The sequence below is a fragment of the Streptomyces sp. NPDC096310 genome (assembly GCF_044763125.1).
GTDB lineage: Bacteria > Actinomycetota > Actinomycetes > Streptomycetales > Streptomycetaceae > Streptomyces.
In genome coordinates, this window is sequence record NZ_JBIWFO010000024.1 from 56,852 (window position 1) to 75,174 (window position 18,323).

Annotated in this window: 12 protein-coding genes; 8 read left to right on the forward strand and 4 right to left on the reverse strand. The window is 71.7% G+C overall.

Features of this window, described 5'->3' with window-relative positions:
* Nucleotides 1-20: 20 nt before the first annotated feature.
* Nucleotides 21-3,122 carry an AAA family ATPase gene (locus tag ACIQ7D_RS31125; protein WP_403943333.1) on the forward strand — a complete coding sequence of 1,034 codons (3,102 nt, stop codon included), beginning with the start codon at nt 21-23 and terminating at the stop codon, nt 3,120-3,122.
* A gap of 10 nt (nt 3,123-3,132) precedes the next feature.
* Here the strand turns inward: ACIQ7D_RS31125 and ACIQ7D_RS31130 are convergent, their stop codons facing one another.
* The 3 genes from ACIQ7D_RS31130 to ACIQ7D_RS31140 all read right to left on the reverse strand — a co-directional run bounded on the left by ACIQ7D_RS31130 (nt 3,133) and on the right by ACIQ7D_RS31140 (nt 5,872).
* A complete protein-coding gene (locus ACIQ7D_RS31130) occupies nt 3,133-3,477 on the reverse strand; it encodes a DUF6191 domain-containing protein (protein ID WP_403943335.1) in 345 nt (114 codons plus the stop codon).
* A 45-nt stretch (nt 3,478-3,522) separates the two neighbouring features.
* A complete protein-coding gene (locus ACIQ7D_RS31135) occupies nt 3,523-4,704 on the reverse strand; it encodes a PQQ-dependent sugar dehydrogenase (protein WP_403943338.1) in 1,182 nt (393 codons plus the stop codon).
* Between the two features lie 151 nt (nt 4,705-4,855).
* Entirely contained in the window at nt 4,856-5,872 is a 1,017-nt protein-coding gene (locus tag ACIQ7D_RS31140; RefSeq protein ID WP_403943340.1) for an aldo/keto reductase, read from the reverse strand.
* A gap of 134 nt (nt 5,873-6,006) precedes the next feature.
* Between ACIQ7D_RS31140 and ACIQ7D_RS31145 the strand changes: the two genes are divergently transcribed.
* The 6 genes from ACIQ7D_RS31145 (at nt 6,007) to serA (ending at nt 15,919) form a co-directional block, all read left to right on the forward strand.
* Nucleotides 6,007-6,969 (forward strand): 2-hydroxyacid dehydrogenase, encoded by a 963-nt coding sequence (locus tag ACIQ7D_RS31145; RefSeq protein WP_403943342.1) that lies wholly within the window; start codon nt 6,007-6,009, stop codon nt 6,967-6,969.
* A 411-nt stretch (nt 6,970-7,380) separates the two neighbouring features.
* Nucleotides 7,381-10,251 (forward strand): putative bifunctional diguanylate cyclase/phosphodiesterase, encoded by a 2,871-nt coding sequence (locus tag ACIQ7D_RS31150; protein ID WP_403943343.1) that lies wholly within the window; start codon nt 7,381-7,383, stop codon nt 10,249-10,251.
* Nucleotides 10,252-10,460: 209 nt separating this feature from the next.
* Nucleotides 10,461-12,326, forward strand: coding sequence for an acetolactate synthase large subunit (locus ACIQ7D_RS31155; protein ID WP_403943344.1), 1,866 nt, complete (start codon nt 10,461-10,463; stop codon nt 12,324-12,326).
* A 29-nt stretch (nt 12,327-12,355) separates the two neighbouring features.
* Nucleotides 12,356-12,880, forward strand: coding sequence for an acetolactate synthase small subunit (ilvN, locus tag ACIQ7D_RS31160; protein WP_329822124.1), 525 nt, complete (start codon nt 12,356-12,358; stop codon nt 12,878-12,880).
* 48 nt (nt 12,881-12,928) lie between these two features.
* Nucleotides 12,929-14,023: a ketol-acid reductoisomerase gene (ilvC, locus tag ACIQ7D_RS31165; RefSeq protein WP_403943346.1), complete on the forward strand. Its 1,095-nt coding sequence runs from the start codon at nt 12,929-12,931 to the stop codon at nt 14,021-14,023.
* Between the two features lie 303 nt (nt 14,024-14,326).
* Nucleotides 14,327-15,919, forward strand: coding sequence for a phosphoglycerate dehydrogenase (serA, locus tag ACIQ7D_RS31170; RefSeq protein WP_403943347.1), 1,593 nt, complete (start codon nt 14,327-14,329; stop codon nt 15,917-15,919).
* Nucleotides 15,920-16,018: 99 nt separating this feature from the next.
* Here the strand turns inward: serA and ACIQ7D_RS31175 are convergent, their stop codons facing one another.
* Nucleotides 16,019-17,185: a PucR family transcriptional regulator gene (locus ACIQ7D_RS31175; protein WP_403943348.1), complete on the reverse strand. Its 1,167-nt coding sequence runs from the start codon at nt 17,183-17,185 to the stop codon at nt 16,019-16,021.
* A gap of 157 nt (nt 17,186-17,342) precedes the next feature.
* On the opposite strand from ACIQ7D_RS31175, the gene ACIQ7D_RS31180 reads away from it, so the two are divergent.
* Entirely contained in the window at nt 17,343-18,269 is a 927-nt protein-coding gene (locus ACIQ7D_RS31180; RefSeq protein ID WP_403943351.1) for a proline dehydrogenase family protein, read from the forward strand.
* Nucleotides 18,270-18,323 lie beyond the last annotated feature (54 nt).

The window sequence follows — 18,323 nt, forward strand, 5'->3', positions numbered from 1 at the left end:
CCCGGATAACAAGTGCCGTGATGTCAGAGGGCTGTGCGATGCTCAGCGATGTGGAGACCAGGTCGCTCAGCCCGGTGTTCGTCGGCAGGTCGGCCGAGTTCGCCGCGCTCACGTCAGCGCTCGCCCGCGCCACCGCGGGCGAGCCCCAGGCCGTGCTCGTCGGCGGCGAGGCCGGCGTCGGCAAGACCCGCCTCATCGAAGAGCTGCACCGGGCCGCCTGCGGCGAGAAGGCCGTCGTCGCGATCGGCGGATGCGTCGAGATCGGCGCGGACGGACTGCCGTTCGCGCCCTTCTCGACCGCCCTGCGCTCGCTGCGCCGCCGGCTGCCCGACGAGCTGATGGCCGCGGCCGAGGGCCAGCAGGACGAACTGGCCAGGATCCTCCCCGAGCTGGGCCACTCCGACCGGGACGCGCTGGGCGAGGACGGCACCGCCCGGCTCTTCGAGCTCACCGCACGCCTGCTGGAGCGGCTGTCCGCCGACCGTACGATCGTGCTCATCCTGGAGGACCTGCACTGGGCGGACGCCTCCACCCGCCATCTCCTCGCCTATCTCTTCCGCTCCCTGCGCCGCGGCCGGCTCGTCGTGATCGGCACCTACCGCGCCGACGACCTGCACCGCCGCCACCCCCTGCGCCCTCTCCTCGCCGAGCTGGACCGGCTGCGCTCCGTCCGCAGGATCGAACTGCCCCGCTTCAACCGCGCCGAGGTGCGCGGCCAGCTCACCGGCATCCTCGCCGCCGAGCCGGCCCCGGAACTGCTGGAGCAGATCTTCGAACGCTCCGACGGGAACGCCTTCTTCGTGGAGGAGCTGGCCTGCTCCATCGGCTCCGGCTGCCGTACCGGACTCAGTGACTCCCTGCGCGATCTGCTGCTCGTACGGGTCGAGACGCTGCCCGAGGACGCCCAGCGGGTCGCCAGGATCGTCGCCGAGGGCGGCACCACCGTCGAGCACCGGCTGCTGCTGGCCGTCGCCGGGCTGCCCGAGGACGATCTGATCGAGGCGCTGCGGGCCGCCGTCGGCGCCAACATCCTGCTGCCGACGGCGGACGGCGACGGATACCGCTTCCGCCACTCCCTCGTCCGTGAGGCCGTCAGCGACGATCTGCTGCCCGGCGAGCGCTCCCGGCTCAACCGCAGATACGCGGAGGTGCTGGAGGCCGGCCCCTCGCTGGTCAGGGCCGACGAGCGGGCGACCCGCCTCGCCAGCCACTGGTACCACGCACACGACCCGGCGAAGGCGCTGCCCGCCGTCCTCCTCGCCTCCGTGGAGGCCCGCGAGCGGTATGCGCACGCCGAACAACTACGCCTGCTCGAACGGGCCATGGAGCTGTGGGACGACGCCCCGCGGGAAGTACGGGCCACGCTGCGGCCACCGGACGACATCGAGGTCTATCCGCCCTGCGGCGGCCCCGCCGAGTCGTCACCGCTGCGCTATCTCGACCTCATGGCCGAGGCGACGGTCGCCGCGCGCTCCAGCGGCGAGCGCGAACGCGCCCTGGCGATAGCCAAGAAGGCCATGCGCCTCCTGGAGGGCGAGTCGGAGGGGAAGGACCCGCTGCGCGCCGCCTGGTTCTGGATCCAGCGCTCCCGGCTCGTCCAGGACCTCACCCGGGGCGACGGCTGGCGCGAGCTGGCCAACGCCCAGGAGCTGGTACGCGGACTCCAGCCCTCCGCCGTGCACGCGGAGGTCCTCGCCAATGTCGCCTCCTGGGGCGCCCTGCACCGGCCGGGGCCCGAGAGCCTGGCCACCGCCGACCGGGCCGTGGAGTACGCCCGGCTGGTCGGCGCCGAACACACCGAACTGCACGCCCGGCTCACCCGGGGCTGGCTCACCGCCGACGCGGGCGGCGTCGAGGAGGGCATCGCCGAGATCTACGCGGCCCGCGACCGGGCCGCCGAGCTGGGCGCCGTCGCCATCCTGGGCCGCGCCAGCAACAACCTGCCCTCCACGCTGGAGAGCATGGGCCGCTCGGAGGAGGCGGTGACGACCGCCCGCGCCGGCGTGGCCTTCAGCCACCAGCGCGGACTCACCGACACAGAGGCATGGGTCCGCACGAATCTGGCCCAGTCCCTCTTCTCCCTGGGCCGCTGGACGGAGGCGGACACGGTTCTCGACGAGACCGTGGAGCTGGCACGCTCCCACAAGGCACGCGCCCTGCTCGCCGTACGACGCGCCGAACTCGCCCTGCTCAGAGGTGACTTCGACGAGGCGGAGCGCCAGGTGGAGCTGAATCGCGGCGCCATGGGCACCCATGACCTCCAGCCGCAGCACATCATCACCCCGGTCCGGCTGTCGATGGTCATAGCGGCCCGGCGCGGCGAACTGGCGCAGGCGCGGGCCGAGTTCGCGAAGACGGCCACGGGCGGATTCCCCATCGGCACCCACCGGTACGCGCTGCCGCTGCTCTGTACGGCGGCGGCGACCGAGGCGGACGCCAGAGGTCTGCCCGGCGCCGAGGCGGGGCGCCCGGAGGTGCTGGCGACGGTCCGCACCCACGCCAAGCGGCTGCCGACCCTGGTCCCCGTCTGGGCGGCGTACGGGCTCATGCTGGAGGCCGAACTGGCGCGCGCGGAAGGCACGGAGGGGGCGACGCTCTGGGCGCGCGCGGTCCAGGCGTTCAGCGGCGTGGAGCGCCCCTACGAGCTGGCGCTCACCCGGCTGCGGTGGGCGGCGGCGCTGCTCGACTCGGGCGCCGACCGTACGGAGGCGGCGGCCCTGCTCGACCAGGCGCACACCACCGCGGCACGGCTCGGCGCGCGCCCGCTGGCCGAGGAGATCACCCTCCTCGCCGGTCGGGCCAGAATCAGCATCGGTGCGACCGCCACCGGCGGTACGGGGCGGGCCTCCGGCCGGGTACCGGGCAGCCGGCCCGGCGGGGGAGACCGGCGGGCCGCGGCCGATCCGCTGCGCGAGCTGGGGCTGACCCGCCGCGAGCAGGACGTCCTGCGGCTGGTCTCGGCCGGGCACAGCAACCGCGGGATCGCGGAGGAGCTGTACATCTCCCCGAAGACCGCCAGCGTCCACGTCTCCAACATCCTGGCGAAACTCGGGGTGTCGGGAAGGACGGAAGCGGCGGCGCTCGCGCACCGGCTGCGCCTCTTCCCTGACCTGGCCGCCTGAATACGGCGTGTTATTCCCCGGGCTTCCCGGGCTCACCGGGCTTCCCGGGCTCACCGGGCTTCCCGGACTCACCGGGCCGCGCCGGCCGACCGTGGCCATCCGCCGCGGCGGATTCCATCCCCTCGGACGCCGCGGCGGATTCCGCCCCCTCGGACGGACCGGCGGATTCCGGGACGCCCGCCGTTCCCGGGGATTCCGCGGATTCGGCCGCGATACGTATCGTGACCTTTCCCGAGGAGAGGTCTATGGGCCCCCGGCCAGGGTCGTTGTCGTCGACATCCGCTCTGCTCAGTTCCAGTCGTTTCTGTTCTTCGTGCGTGTGTTTGCGGCCCGGGGCGAAGATCTCCTCGATCATATTGAACACGGTGTGCCCACCCTCTTGATACGCACTGCTACGGAATTACGAGACCTCCAGCAGAAGGATCCGGTCGTCCCCGGGCCCCGGTGTGCCCCGGGTGTCGGTCTCGCTGGTCACGAGCCACATCCGGTCGCCACCCGCGGCCAGCACCGTCCGCAGACGGCCGTGATCCCCTTTCAGGAACGCCTGCGGCTCGGCCGAGGATTCCCGCCCCGCCAGCGGAATCCGCCAGAGCCGCTCACCGCGCAGCCCCGCCATCCAGACCGAGCCCGCCACGTACGCGATACCGCTGGGCGAGGCCTCGTCCGTCCGCCACTGCTCCACCGGGTCCACGTAACCCGGTTTACCGGCCTTTCCCTCGGCGACCGGCCAGCCGTAATTCTCTCCGGGCTCCACCAGATTCAGTTCGTCCCAGGTCTTCTGCCCGAATTCCGCGGCCCACAGCCGTTTCTCGGAATCCCAGGCCAGGCCCTGCACATTACGGTGGCCCAGCGAATAGACCAGCGAATCCGCCTCCGGATTCCCATGCACCGGCTCACCGTCCGGCGTCATCCGCAGGATCTTTCCGGCCAGCGACTCCTTGTCCTGGGCGAGCCCGGTGTCCCCCGTCTCGCCGGTGCCCGCGTAGAGCATCTTGTCCGGCCCGAAGGCGATCCGGCCGCCGTTGTGGACGGTGCCCTTGGGAATGCCCCGCAGCACCGTGTCGGGCGCGCCCAACTGCTGTCCCGCGGGCTTCTTCGTGTCGTGGAACATGCGGGCGATGCGGTTGTCCCCCGCGGTGGTGAAGTACGCGTAGACCAACTGGTCCGAGGCGTACGTGGGGGAGACCGCGATCCCCAGCAGGCCGCCCTCCCCGGCCGGGGCGACCCCCGGCACCGAACCGATCGGGGTCTTCCGGCCCGTCTCCGCGTCGACCCGGGTGATCGTCCCCTCGTCGCGCGAGGAGACCAGCAGATCGCCGTCCGGCAGCGCCGCGAGCCCCCACGGCGAGGCGAGCCCCTCGGTGAGCGTCGAGACCACCTTCACCGAGCCCTTCGCGGGCGCGGGGGACGCGCTCGGCGCCGCTTCCCCCGACGCCTCCCGCGAGGCCGAGGCCGAGGCCGACGCCGCCGACGACGAGGGGCCGCGTTCGAAGGCGGGGCCCACCCCCTCATCGGAGGAGCACCCCGTCGCCAGGAGAAGAGCGGCGGCGGCCCCCACGGCCGTCCCTGCTGAACGCTTCACGGTCCCGGTCCCTTCGACGGTTGCGGCTCTACCTGTTCTTACACCGCGTGCCCCGCGAAGGTTCCCCAACTCGGGGACCGATGTCGCCGATCCGGGCCGGCGGCCCGGCAAGATCCCGATGATGGCCCCGGCCCAGCCCGTCGGTACGGGGCTACTCCCAGGAGGCCCGTACCGGCGGCAGGGCCGCGATTTCGGCCATGTCGCGCGCCGTCAGCGCCAGTTCCGCCGCCCGCGCGTTCTCCACTGCCCATGACTCCCGCTTCGTCCCCGGCACCGGCACCACATGCCGGCCGCGCCCCAGCACCCACGCCAGCGCCACCTGCGCCGGCGTCGCCCCGTACCGCCGGGCCACCCGCCGCAGCCCCACCACCAGCGGCTGGTTCGCGGCCATCATCTCCGCCGTGAACCGTGGATGCCGTGCCCGCGGGTCGTCGGGCTCGAACCCCTGCCCGGGGGTGAGCGTGCCCGTCAGGAAACCGTTGCCCAGCGGCATCGCCGCCAGGAAGCCGATGCCGCGCGCCTCGCACCACGGCAGCAGCCGTTCCAGCGCCTCCGGCGACCACACCGACAGCTCCGCCTCCACCGCGCTCACCGGGAACACCTGCTGCACGCGCTCCAACTGGCGGATCGTTCCCGCGTGCAGATCCTCGCCGGGCCCGCGCCGCGCCACCCGGGCCCCCGTACCGGCCGCCCGCGCGCCCACCGCGCACAGCCCCAGCGCCCGTACCTTCCCCGCCCCGACCAGCTCGGCCATCGCCCCCCAGGTCTCCTCGACGGGTATCTCCGGATCGGCGCGGTGGAGCTGGTAGAGGTCGATCACATCGGTCTGGAGCCGCCGCAGCGAGGCGTCGCAGGCCCGCCGCACATACTTCGGGTGACCGTTGGCCACGATGTGCTGATCGCCCACGAGCAGCCCGCACTTGGTGGAGACGAAGGCGTCCGTACGCCGCCGCCCGAGCACCCGGCCCAGCAGCAGTTCATTGGTGAACGGGCCGTACATGTCGGCCGTGTCGAGCAGGCTCGTCCCGGCGTCCAGCGCCGCGTGCACCGTGCGCAGCGAGCGCTCGCCGTGCTGCTGGGAGGTGGTGTAGGCCCAGTGCATCGGCATGCAGCCGAGCCCCACCGCACCCACTTCGAGCGCCGCCGCACCGATTGTCCTGCGCTCCAACGCCGTACCCCTCCTCGTGCCGCCTTCAAGCTAACCCCATCGACCTGCGGGTCCCGCCTCCAGGACCCGTCCGAAGATCCTCTCCGGGCCCCGTCGCCGGTCCCGTCCTGGGGGCGTCGCATAGCCTCCTGACCATGACTCCTGACGTATGGCTCCCGATTCCGGCCGAGACGATCGAAGGACTCCCGGAGGGGCCCCGGTACCTTTACTGGGACGGTGAGGACGAGTTCCCCGCCGACCCCGCCGACTGCGCCTTCTACGTCGTGCCGTACATGCGGCCCCCCGAGGTCTCGATACGGCCCCTCGCCGCGATGACGTCCGTACGCGTCGTCCAGACGCTCTCCGCGGGCATCGACCACGTGGCGCCCGCACTCGGTGCGCTGCCCGCCGGGGTACGGCTGTGCAACGCCAAGGGCGTCCACGAGGCCAGCACGGCCGAACTCGCCCTCACCCTCACCCTCGCCTCCCTGCGCGGCGTTCCCGGCTTCGTACGGGGCCAGGACCGCGAGGAGTGGCGCTCCGGGTTCCGCCCGGCGCTCGCCGACCGGTCGGTGCTGATCGTCGGCTACGGCTCGATCGGCGCGGCCATCGAGGACCGGCTCACTCCGTTCGAGTGCGCGCGGGTGGTGCGCGTCGCGCGCTCCGCACGCACCTCGGAGCGCGGGGCGGTGCACGCGTTCACCGAACTGCCCGCGCTGCTGCCCGAGGCCGATGTCGTGATTCTCTCCACGCCGCTCACCGAAGGGACGAAGGGCCTGGTGGGAGCCGAGTTCCTGGCGCGCATGAAGGACGGTGCCCTGCTGGTGAACGTCGCGCGCGGCGCCGTCGTCGACACCAAGGCGCTCCTCGCGGAGCTGGAGAGTGGCCGGATCGAAGCCGCGCTCGATGTGACCGACCCGGAACCGCTGCCCGCGGGGCATCCGCTCTGGCATGCTCCGGGTGTCCTCATCAGCCCCCACGTCGGCGGACCCACCTCGGCCTTCCTGCCGCGCGCCAAGCGCCTGCTGGCCGGGCAGCTCACCCGGTTCGCCGCCGGGGAGGAGCTGCGGAACGTCGTCCTCACGACGGAAGGACCGACCGGATCACCCGCCGCCTGACCCCCCGCCCGCGGTCCCGTCAGCACCGCCCCCGCCACCGCGCGTGGCACCGCCCCGGCCCGTCCGCGGAGCCCCCGGCGCCACCGTACGCGCCGCCGCGCGCCCGCCCCTCCACCACGCTCCGCACCCGTCCGGACACCCTCGATACCGACAACTGCGCTGGTCGTCACGGAGAGTAGAAGAACTATGGCCCTGAGTGACGAGTCTGGTGTATCGTCCCGATCTGGGGGCTGTTCCGCGCGTGGGACGGGGCAGCGGAGTGACAGGAATCCGAGGGGGGCGACGGGCTATGTACGGCCAATGGACGAACGATCCGACGCGGCAGGGGTGTCGGCGGCGACGACCTCCGGACACCGCGGCGCGCGATCCGCGCCTGCCGGCGGTGACGGTGACGTCTTACGGGGCCATCCGGTGAGCGCCGAGGGCGTGTTCGTGAGCGGGCGCCAGATCTCCGGCGGGAGCAAGGGGCTGGTCGCCCAGCTCCTCCTCGCCCTGATCTGCGGTGGTTACGCGGCGGGCGCCGCGCTGGGCTGGGGATCGGAGAAACTCGCCCTGATCATGGGTGACTTCGGACTGAGCCTCGCCGCTCTGATCGCCGCGGTCTCCTGCTTCTTCTACGCACGCGGCCACACCAGCCGCTTCCGGCCCGCGTGGCTGCTCTTCTCCTTCTCCTCCGCGATGGCCTCCGCGGGCAACGCGGTCTGGGGCTGGTACGAGGTCGTCCTCGAAGAGCCCGTACCCAGCCCCTGCCTCGCGGATCTCTTCTTCCTCTGCTTCGCGCCACCCGCCATCGTCGGCCTGCTCGTCCTCGCCAAACGGCCGGTCAGCAAGGCCGGCTGGGTCTGCCTCGCGCTGGACTCCTGGCTGATCGGCGGCTCGCTGCTCACGCTCTCCTGGAGCCTCGCCCTCGCCCGCACCGCGCAGTTCCAGGGCGAGAGCGTCACCCAGGCCGCGCTCTCGCTCGCCTACCCGCTGCTGGACATCGTCCTCGTCAGCATGGTGCTCGCCCTGCACTTCCGTAAGGCCGCGGGCAGCCGCTCCGCGGTCAACACCGCGATCGCCGCGCTCGCCCTGACGGTGCTCTGCGACGCCCTGTTCACCTCGCCGCTGCTGCGCGAGACCTACCGCTCGGGACAGCTCCTGGACGCGGGCTGGTTCGCCGGGTCGCTGCTCCTCGCGTACGCGCCCTGGGGCGTCCGGCGGGTCCCCGAGCCCAGCGCCCCCGCCACGCCCCGCGAGGACCGCCACATCCGGCACTCCACGCCGATCGCGGGCTCCCTGGCCGCGCTCACGCCGTATCTCGCCGCGGCCGTGTGCACCCTGGGGATTCTGTACAACGTCACCGAGGGCCGCAAGGTCGACCGGGTGGTCGTCCTCACCGGCTGCACGGTCGTGCTCGCCCTGGTGGTCCGGCAGGGCATCATGCTCGTCGACAACATCGCCCTCACCCATGAACTGGCCCACAAGGAGAGCCACTTCCGCTCCCTGGTCCAGGGGTCCAGCGACGTCATCATGATCGCCGCGCCCTCCGGGATACTCCGCTACGTGAGCCCCGCCGCCAGCGGCGTCTACGGGCGCGAGGCCGAAGATCTCGTCGGCGCCGAACTCGCCTCGATCATCCATCCCGACGACCTCGGCCGGGTCGTCCACGAAGTGCGGCGCTTCCTGGCCACCCCGCCCGCCGACGAGCCCACCACCCGCATCGAGTGCCGCTTCCGCTCCGGGACCGGCGACTGGCTCAACGTGGAGTCCACCGTCAACCGCCACCAGGGCGGGCTGATCTTCAACAGCCGGGACGTCACCGAACGGGTCCGCCTCCAGGCACAGCTCCAGCACAACGCCGAGCACGACCCGCTCACCGACCTGCCCAACCGGGCTCTGTTCACCCAGCGGGTCAGGCAGGCCCTCTCCGGCCGCCGTACGACCGATCCGGGCACGGCGGTGCTCTTCATCGACCTCGACGGTTTCAAGGGCGTCAACGATCGCCTGGGGCACCAGGTGGGGGACGAACTCCTGATCCTCGCCGCCCACCGGCTCCAGGACTCCGTCCGGGCGGGCGACACCGCCGCCCGGCTCGGCGGCGACGAGTTCGCCGCCATCGTCCTCGGCGACGGCTCCGGCGACCAGGCCGCCCGGGAGTACCAGGTCCACGAGATCGCCGACCGGCTGCGCCTCAAGCTCTCCCAGCCCTACAAGATCGACGGCAACGACGTCCGTGTCGCCGCCTCCATCGGCGTCGCCTTCGCCGAGCCCGGCATAACCCCCACCGACCTCATGCGCAACGCGGACCTCGCCATGTACCGCGCCAAGGCGGGCGGCAAGAACCGCGTCGAGATGTACGCGCCCCAGATGCAGGCCGACGTGGTCCGCAGGACCGAGCTGGCGGCCAGACTGCGCACCGCGCTGCACGACGGCGAGTTCACCCTGCTCCACCAGCCCGTGGTGCACCTCACCTCGGGCCGGGTCTCCGCCGTCGCCGCCCAGGCCCGCTGGCGCTCCGCCCAGGGCATCCTGTTCACCCCCGCCGAGTTCCTGCGCGGCTCCGACGACGGGGACCGCACCTCGGAGCTGGGTCACTGGCTCCTCGAAGAAGCCGTCAAGCAGGCCGCCGAGCGCGCCGGGATGGGCTACTGCGCGCCCGTCTCCGTACGGATCCCGGCCCGCAAGCTCCTCGACAAGTCCCTGCCGCTCAGCTCCGTCGAAGCCCTCCTGACGCGCCACGGGCTGCCCTCCGGGGCCCTGATGATCGAGCTGTCCGACAACGACCCGCGCGCCTCCCTGGACGAGCTGGAACACCGCCTCGTCGCACTGCGCCGCCTCGGCGTACGGATCGCGCTCGACGGCTTCGGCAGCGGCTACGCGGCGATGAACGCGCTGCGCCGCCTCCCCGTCGACGTACTGAAACTGGACCGCGGTCTGGTCGAGGGCGTCGTGGAGTCCGGCCGGCTGCACAAGATCACCGCCGGGCTGCTGCGGATCGCCTGCGACCTGGGCATGCAGTCCGTCGCCGAGGGGGTGGACCTCCCCGAGCAGGTGACCGCCCTGCGTGCCATGGGGTGCACCCACGGCCAGGGCATGGCCTTCTCCGGGCCGCTCGACGAGTACCGGCTGCGCCGCGCGCTGGTGGCCGGTTCCTACCCCATGCCCGGCACCAACGCCCTGCCCGTCCTCGCCGGCACCGGCGCCGCGCTGCCCGTACGGCGGCCGCGACAGCCCGTCTCCGACCGGATTCCCCGGCCCGCCATCCGCTCAAATACTGAGACTCCCGTCCCACCCACTTGACAGCCGGGGCGCGCCGGAGGGAGGGTCAATCCCATGCGCACCCGAATTCTCGTACTTGGACAGCGCGTCGGCTGACGCAGAGCCTCCTTCCCGCTCTGCAGACCGCACCGACGCGCTCCCCTCGCCTGCCTCACGGCACGAGGGGTTTTTTGTTGCACCGGCACACCACAAAACTCGCAAAAACCCTCAGCTTCGAGAAGAGAATGCCGATGACCGAGCAGGCCACCGGGGCCCACCATCCGCAGTCGCGGGCCCGTAACGGCGGACCGTCCTCCGCCTCAGTCGAGCACGTCACGGGCGCGCAGTCGCTCATCCGGTCTCTTGAAGAGGTGGGCGCCGAGATCGTATTCGGCATCCCCGGCGGCGCCATCCTTCCCGCGTACGACCCGATGATGGACTCCACCCGCGTCCGGCACGTCCTCGTCCGCCACGAGCAGGGCGCGGGCCACGCCGCGACCGGCTACGCCCAGGCCACCGGCAAGGTCGGCGTCTGCATGGCCACCTCGGGGCCCGGCGCCACCAACCTGGTCACCCCGATCGCCGACGCACACATGGACTCCGTGCCGCTCGTCGCGATCACCGGCCAGGTGGCGAGCAAGGCCATCGGCACGGACGCCTTCCAGGAGGCGGACATCTGCGGCATCACGATGCCGATCACCAAGCACAACTTCCTCGTCACCAAGGCCGAGGACATCCCCCGGACCATCGCGGAGGCGTTCCACATCGCCTCCACGGGCCGGCCGGGCCCCGTCCTGGTCGACATCGCCAAGGACGCCCTCCAGGCCCGTACGTCCTTCTCCTGGCCGCCCACCCAGGACCTGCCGGGCTACCGCCCGGTGACCAAGCCGCACGCCAAGCAGATCCGCGAGGCCGCCCGGCTGATCACCCAGGCCGAGCGCCCCGTCCTGTACGTGGGCGGCGGCGTCATCAAGGCCGGCGCCACCGCCGAGCTGAAGGTCCTCGCCGAGCTGACCGGCGCTCCCGTCACCACCACCCTGATGGCGCTGGGTGCCTTCCCCGACAGTCACCCGCTGCATGTGGGGATGCCGGGCATGCACGGTTCGGTCACCGCTGTCACCGCGCTCCAGAAGGCCGACCTGATCGTCGCCCTCGGCGCCCGCTTCGACGACCGCGTCACCGGCAGGCTGGACAGCTTCGCGCCGTACGCCAAGGTCGTCCACGCGGACATCGACCCCGCCGAGATCGGCAAGAACCGCATCGCGGACGTGCCGATCGTCGGGGACGCCCGCGAGGTCCTGGCCGACCTCGTCCAGGCCGTCCAGGCGGAGCACACCGAAGGCCATGTCGGCGAGGCCGCCCAGGGCGGGTACGCCGCGTGGTGGCGCGACCTCAACCGCTGGCGCGAGACCTACCCCCTCGGCTACGAGCAGCCCGGCGACGGCGCCCTCTCGCCGCAGCAGGTCATCCAGCGCGTCGGCCAACTGGCCCCCGAGGACACGATCTTCGCCGCGGGCGTCGGCCAGCACCAGATGTGGGCCGCGCAGTTCATCGAGTACGAGAAGCCCGCCACCTGGCTGAACTCCGGCGGCGCCGGGACCATGGGGTACGCCGTCCCGGCGGCCATGGGCGCAAAGGCCGGGCAGCCGGACCGTACCGTCTGGGCGATCGACGGCGACGGCTGCTTCCAGATGACCAACCAGGAACTCACCACCTGCGCGCTCAACAACATCCCGATCAAGGTCGCGATCATCAACAACGGGGCGCTCGGGATGGTCCGCCAGTGGCAGGCCCTCTTCTACAACCAGCGCTACTCCAACACCGTCCTGCACGCGGGCGAGGGCGGCACGGACGGCCCCAGCGGCGGCACCCGCGTCCCGGACTTCGTCAAGCTGTCCGAGGCCATGGGCTGTGTCGCCCTGCGCTGCGAGTCCCCGGACGATCTCGACGCGGTCATCGCCAAGGCCAACGCCATCAACGACCGCCCCGTCGTGGTCGACTTCATCGTCCACGAGGACGCCCAGGTGTGGCCGATGGTCCCCGCCGGCACCTCGAACGACGAGGTCCTGGCCGCCCGGGGCATCCGCCCCGACTTCGGCGACAGCGCCGACGACTGAGCCGCGAGAACGAGAGAAGAGACCGACACATGACCAGGCACACGCTCTCCGTTCTGGTGGAGAACACCCCCGGCATCCTCGCCCGGATCGCCGCGCTGTTCTCCCGCCGCGGGTTCAACATCGACTCGCTCGCCGTCGGTGTCACCGAACACCCCGACATCTCCCGCATCACCATCGTGGTCAATGTCGAGGAACTGCCCCTGGAGCAGGTGACGAAGCAGCTCAACAAGCTGGTGAACGTCCTGAAGATCGTCGAACTCGAGCCCGGCGCTGCGATCCAGCGCGAGCTCGTCCTGGTGAAGGTCCGCGCCGACAACGAGACCCGCTCCCAGATCGTCGAGATCGTCCAGCTCTTCCGCGCCAAGACCGTCGACGTGTCACCCGACGCGGTCACGATCGAGGCCACCGGATCGAGTGACAAGCTCGACGCCATGCTCAAGATGCTGGAGCAGTTCGGCGTCAAGGAGCTGGTGCAGTCCGGGACGATCGCCATAGGGCGTGGCGCGCGGTCCATCACGGACCGCAGCCTGCGGGCCCTGGACCGCAGCGCCTGACGCCCCTCGCCACGAGAGGCGAACAGGACCCCGCCCGGTCCGGTTCGAATGCCGAGACCGGGAGACCGGCTTCGCCCACCCGCCGTACGGTGGGACGCAAGCTGCGACATTCACAGAAGTGCACACCAAGGAGAAGACCCAGTGGCCGAGCTGTTCTACGACGACGATGCCGACCTGTCCATCATCCAGAACCGCAAGGTCGCGGTCATCGGTTACGGCAGCCAGGGCCACGCCCACGCGCTGTCGCTCCGTGACTCGGGTGTCGACGTCCGGGTCGGCCTGCACGAGGGCTCCACGTCCAAGGCCAAGGCCGAGGAGCAGGGTCTGCGGGTCGTGACGCCCGCCGAGGCCGCCGCCGAGGCCGACGTCATCATGATCCTGGTGCCGGACCCGATCCAGGCCCAGGTCTACGAGGAGTCGATCAAGGACCACCTGAAGGACGGCGACGCGCTGTTCTTCGGTCACGGCCTCAACATCCGCTACGGCTTCATCAAGCCGCCGGCCAATGTCGATGTCGCGATGGTCGCCCCCAAGGGCCCGGGCCACCTGGTGCGCCGCCAGTACGAGGAGGGCCGCGGCGTTCCGTGTATCGCCGCCGTCGAGCAGGACTTCTCGGGCTCGGCGTTCGCGCTGGCCCTCTCCTACGCGAAGGGCATCGGCGGCACCCGCGCCGGCGTCATCAAGACGACCTTCACCGAGGAGACCGAGACCGACCTGTTCGGTGAGCAGGCCGTGCTCTGCGGCGGTACCGCCGCGCTGGTCAAGGCGGGCTTCGAGACGCTGACCGAGGCCGGCTACCAGCCGGAGATCGCGTACTTCGAGTGCCTCCACGAGCTGAAGCTGATCGTGGACCTCATGTACGAGGGCGGCCTGGAGAAGATGCGCTGGTCGGTCTCCGAGACCGCCGAGTGGGGCGACTACGTCAGCGGCCCGCGTGTCATCACCGACCAGACCAAGGTCGAGATGAAGAAGATCCTGGCCGAGATCCAGGACGGTACGTTCGCCAAGAACTGGATGGACGAGTACCACGGCGGTCTGAAGAAGTACAACGAGTACAAGAAGGCCGACAGCGACAGCCTGCTGGCGACGACCGGCGCCGAGCTGCGCAAGCTCATGAGCTGGGTCGACGACGAGGACGCGTAACACCGTGGGCGGGCGGCCCCGGCACGGCTCCCGATCCCCCGGACGCACCGGGGGAGAGGGCCGGGCCGGGGCCGCCCGCCCACCGGCGACGCACGGCACGCTGGCGCCTGGCCGCACGTACGAGTGATCCTGCCGCAGGGGCGGAAACGCCGCCCGCGGCAGCATTACACTGCTCAACACATACGCGTCAGGCCCACAGCGTCGTGCGTCTTTCACGCGGTTAGGGCGCGCTCCGCCCTAGGACCCCTCCACCGCATGCGGCCGTCGGGACGGCCGTCCGCAATGGGACTTGTGAGGACTCACGTGAGCTCGAAACCTGTCGTACTCATCGCTGAAGAGCTGTCGCCCGCCACCGTCGACGCGCTCGGTCCGGATTTCGAGATCCGGCACTGCAACGGCGCCGACCGCGCCGAGCTGCTTCCGGCCATCGCCGACGTGGACGCGATCCTCGTCCGCTCCGCGACCAAGGTCGACGCGGAGGCCGTGGCCGCGGCCAGGAAGCTGAAGGTCGTCGCCCGCGCCGGGGTCGGCCTCGACAACGTCGATGTCTCCGCCGCCACCAAGGCCGGTGTGATGGTCGTCAACGCGCCGACGTCGAACATCGTCACCGCCGCCGAGCTGGCCTGCGGTCTGCTGGTGGCCACCGCGCGCCACATCCCGCAGGCCAACACCGCGCTCAAGAACGGTGAGTGGAAGCGTTCCAAGTACACGGGCGTCGAGCTGAGCGAGAAGACCCTCGGCGTGGTCGGCCTGGGCCGGATCGGCGTGCTCGTCGCGCAGCGCATGTCCGCCTTCGGCATGAAGATCGTCGCGTACGACCCCTATGTGCAGCCGGCCCGCGCCGCGCAGATGGGCGTCAAGCTGCTGACGCTGGACGAGCTGCTGGAGGTGTCGGACTTCATCACCGTGCACCTGCCCAAGACCCCCGAGACGATCGGTCTCATCGGCGACGAGGCGCTGCACAAGGTCAAGCCGTCGGTCCGGATCGTCAACGCCGCGCGCGGCGGGATCGTCGACGAGGCGGCGCTCGCCTCCGCCCTCAAGGAGGGCCGGGTCGCCGGCGCCGGTCTCGACGTGTACGCGAAGGAGCCCTGCACGGACTCCCCGCTCTTCGAGTTCGACCAGGTCGTCTGTACGCCGCACCTCGGCGCCTCCACCGACGAGGCGCAGGAGAAGGCGGGCGTCGCGGTCGCCCGTTCGGTACGGCTCGCGCTCGCCGGTGAGCTGGTCCCCGACGCGGTCAACGTCCAGGGCGGGGTCATCGCCGAGGACGTACGCCCGGGGCTGCCGCTCGCCGAGAAGCTCGGCCGGATCTTCACCGCACTCGCGGGCGAGGTCGCGGCCCGGCTCGACGTCGAGGTCTACGGCGAGATCACCCAGCACGACGTGAAGGTGCTCGAACTCTCCGCGCTCAAGGGCGTGTTCGAGGATGTCGTCGCGGAGACCGTGTCGTACGTGAACGCGCCGCTGTTCGCGCAGGAGCGCGGTGTCGAGGTCCGTCTCACCACCTCCAGCGAGTCCCCGAACCACCGCAACGTGGTGACGGTGCGCGGCACGCTCGCGGGCGGCGAGGAGGTCTCGGTCTCCGGCACGCTGGCCGGGCCCAAGCACCTGCTGAAGATCGTCGCCATCGGTGAGTACGACGTGGACCTGGCGCTGGCCGAGCACATGGTCGTCCTGCGGTACGAGGACCGCCCCGGCATCGTCGGCACGGTCGGCCGGATCCTCGGCGAGGCCGGGCTGAACATCGCGGGCATGCAGGTCTCCCGCGCGGAGGAGGGCGGCGAGGCGCTGGTCGTCCTCACCGTCGACGACACGGTCCCGCCGGCCGTGCTCACGGAGATCGCCTCCGAGATCGGCGCGGCCTCGGCCCGCTCGGTGAACCTCACGGACTGACGCTCCTCGTCCTGATCCCGACCGAAGGGCCCGGTGGCATCCCACCGGGCCCTTCGGACGTTCCCCGCGCCAACGCGCCCCGCCCGCCGGGGCGCGCGGTCACAGGCGCGCCGCCTTCAGAGCCATGTGCAGCAGCAGCCGGTCCTCGCCCTCGTCCAGGTCCAGGCCCGTGAGCTGTTCGATCCGGGAGAGCCGGTAGTAGAGCGTCTGCCGGTGGATGCCGAGCGCCGAGGCCGTACGGCCCGCCTGGCCCGCGTGGTCGAGAAACACCTCGGCGGTGTGCGCCAGTTCGGCGTGGGCGGGGGAGAGCAGGGCCAGCACCGCCGGGTCGGGCGCCGTGGGCAGCGCCGTCAGCAGCCGGTACGCGCCCATCGACGCCCACCGCGCCACCGGGCCGAGCCGGGGCTGGGCCACCGAGGCGCGGGCCGCCGCCACCGCCTCGTGCCAGGCCTCCGGAAGCTCCGCCAGCCCCCGGCGCGGGGCGCAGACCCCGGCCCCGGCGGCCGGTACCGCCGCCGCGCGCAGCCGCGCCGCGGCCGCCAGGACGGGCGCCTCCGCGTCCGCCGAGCGCAGCCGTACGAGCAGGGCCAGCGCCCCGTCGCCCTCCGCGCCGCGGGCCGCGTACGCCCCGGGCGCCGCGGGGAGCGGCAGGACGCAGAGCGCCGCCGTCCCCGGCACCGCCCGGACCGGCGGCTCCTCGGCGTCCCACGGCGCCACGCAGAGCAGCAGATGCGCCCCGTCCGCGCTCGGGCCCAGCGCCGTACGCAGCGCTGCCGCCGCCATCTCCCGCTGCCAGCCGGGGCCCGCGGCGAGGACGGCCCGCAACTCCCTGGCCAGGTCGGTGCCCGCCTTCGCCTGGTCGGCGAGGAGGTCGCCGATCCGCTCCGTCACCTCCATGGCCGCCGCGAGCGCGGCGGCGCCCGGCCCCGGGTCGGAGTCGTCGAGCAGCCAGACATAGCCGAGGACCCGCCCCCGATGGCGTACGGGCAGACAGATCCGGCCACGGAAGACCCCCGCGTCCGGCGCCGCCGGGATCCGCACGGGGCCGGACGCGTGGGTGATGCCGAAGTCCTCGAACCAGGCGCGGACGGCGGGCGTCGACCGGCGGGTCAGGATCGAACGCGTCCTGACCGGGTCCATCGCCGAGTCGTCCTCGCTGTCGTGCACCCCGAAGGCGATCAGTCCGAAATCCCGGTTCTCCAGGGTCGCCGGGACGCCGAGCAGGGTCGAGATCTCGTCCACCAGTTCCTGGTAATCGTCCTTCACCCGGACATTCTCCCACCGCCTTCAGACATCTGTCTGAGATCCGGGCCACGGATGCGTGACAGGTGTCGATGGCAGAGGATCGGAGCGATCCTTAGGTTTCACAGTGGTTCTCCTGCCGTTCCCCTGCCGCACCGTTCGATCCACCGTGGAGGTCCCTGTGCTGGGTCCCGTGATCCTTGCCGCGTCGCGCAGCGACGCCCTGCGCCGCACACTTTCGGCCGCCCCGGTCACCAAGCCCGTGGTGAACCGTTTCATCGCCGGCGAGACCGTCGAGGAGACCACCCCCGTCGTCCGGTCCCTCGCCGACCAGGGCCTGGAGATCACCCTCGACGTCCTCGGCGAGGACATCACGGACCCGTCCGCGGCGCTCGCCGCCCGGGACGCCTATCTGCGGCTGACCGACGCCCTGGCACCGCTGGAGCTCGGCCCTCGCGCCGAGATGTCGGTGAAGCTCTCCTCCTTCGGGCAGGCGCTGCCCGGCGGGCACGACCTCGCCCTGAAGAACATCACCGCCGTCGTCGAGGCGGCGGACGCCGCCGGCACCACCGTCACCCTCGACGCCGAGGACCACACCACCATCGGCTCGACGCTCGCCATCCACGCCGAACTGCGCGAGCGCTTCCCGTCGACCGGCGCCGTCGTCCAGTCGTACCTCTTCCGCACCGAGGAGGACTGCCGCGTCCTGGCCGCGGCCGGCTCGCGCGTACGCCTGGTCAAGGGCGCCTACAAGGAGCCCGCGTCCGTCGCGTACCAGGACAGGACGGAGGTCGACCGGGCGTACATCCGCTGTCTGCGGATTCTGATGGACGGCTCCGGGTACCCGATGGTCGGCACCCACGACCCGCGCATCGTCGCCATAGCCCAGGACCTCGCCCGGCGCGCCGGGCGCAAACTGGACGAGTACGAGTTCCAGATGCTGTACGGCATCCGGGAGGCCGAGCAGTTCCGGCTCGCCGCCGAGGGACACCGGATGCGCGTCTACATCGCGTACGGCACCGACTGGTACGGATATTTCATGCGCCGTCTCGCCGAGCGCCCCGCCAACCTCACATTCTTCCTGCGCTCGCTGGTCAGCCGCGGCTGACCCCCACGCGCCCCACCGACCGCCCGAAGACGAGCAGATCAGCAGATGAAGGAG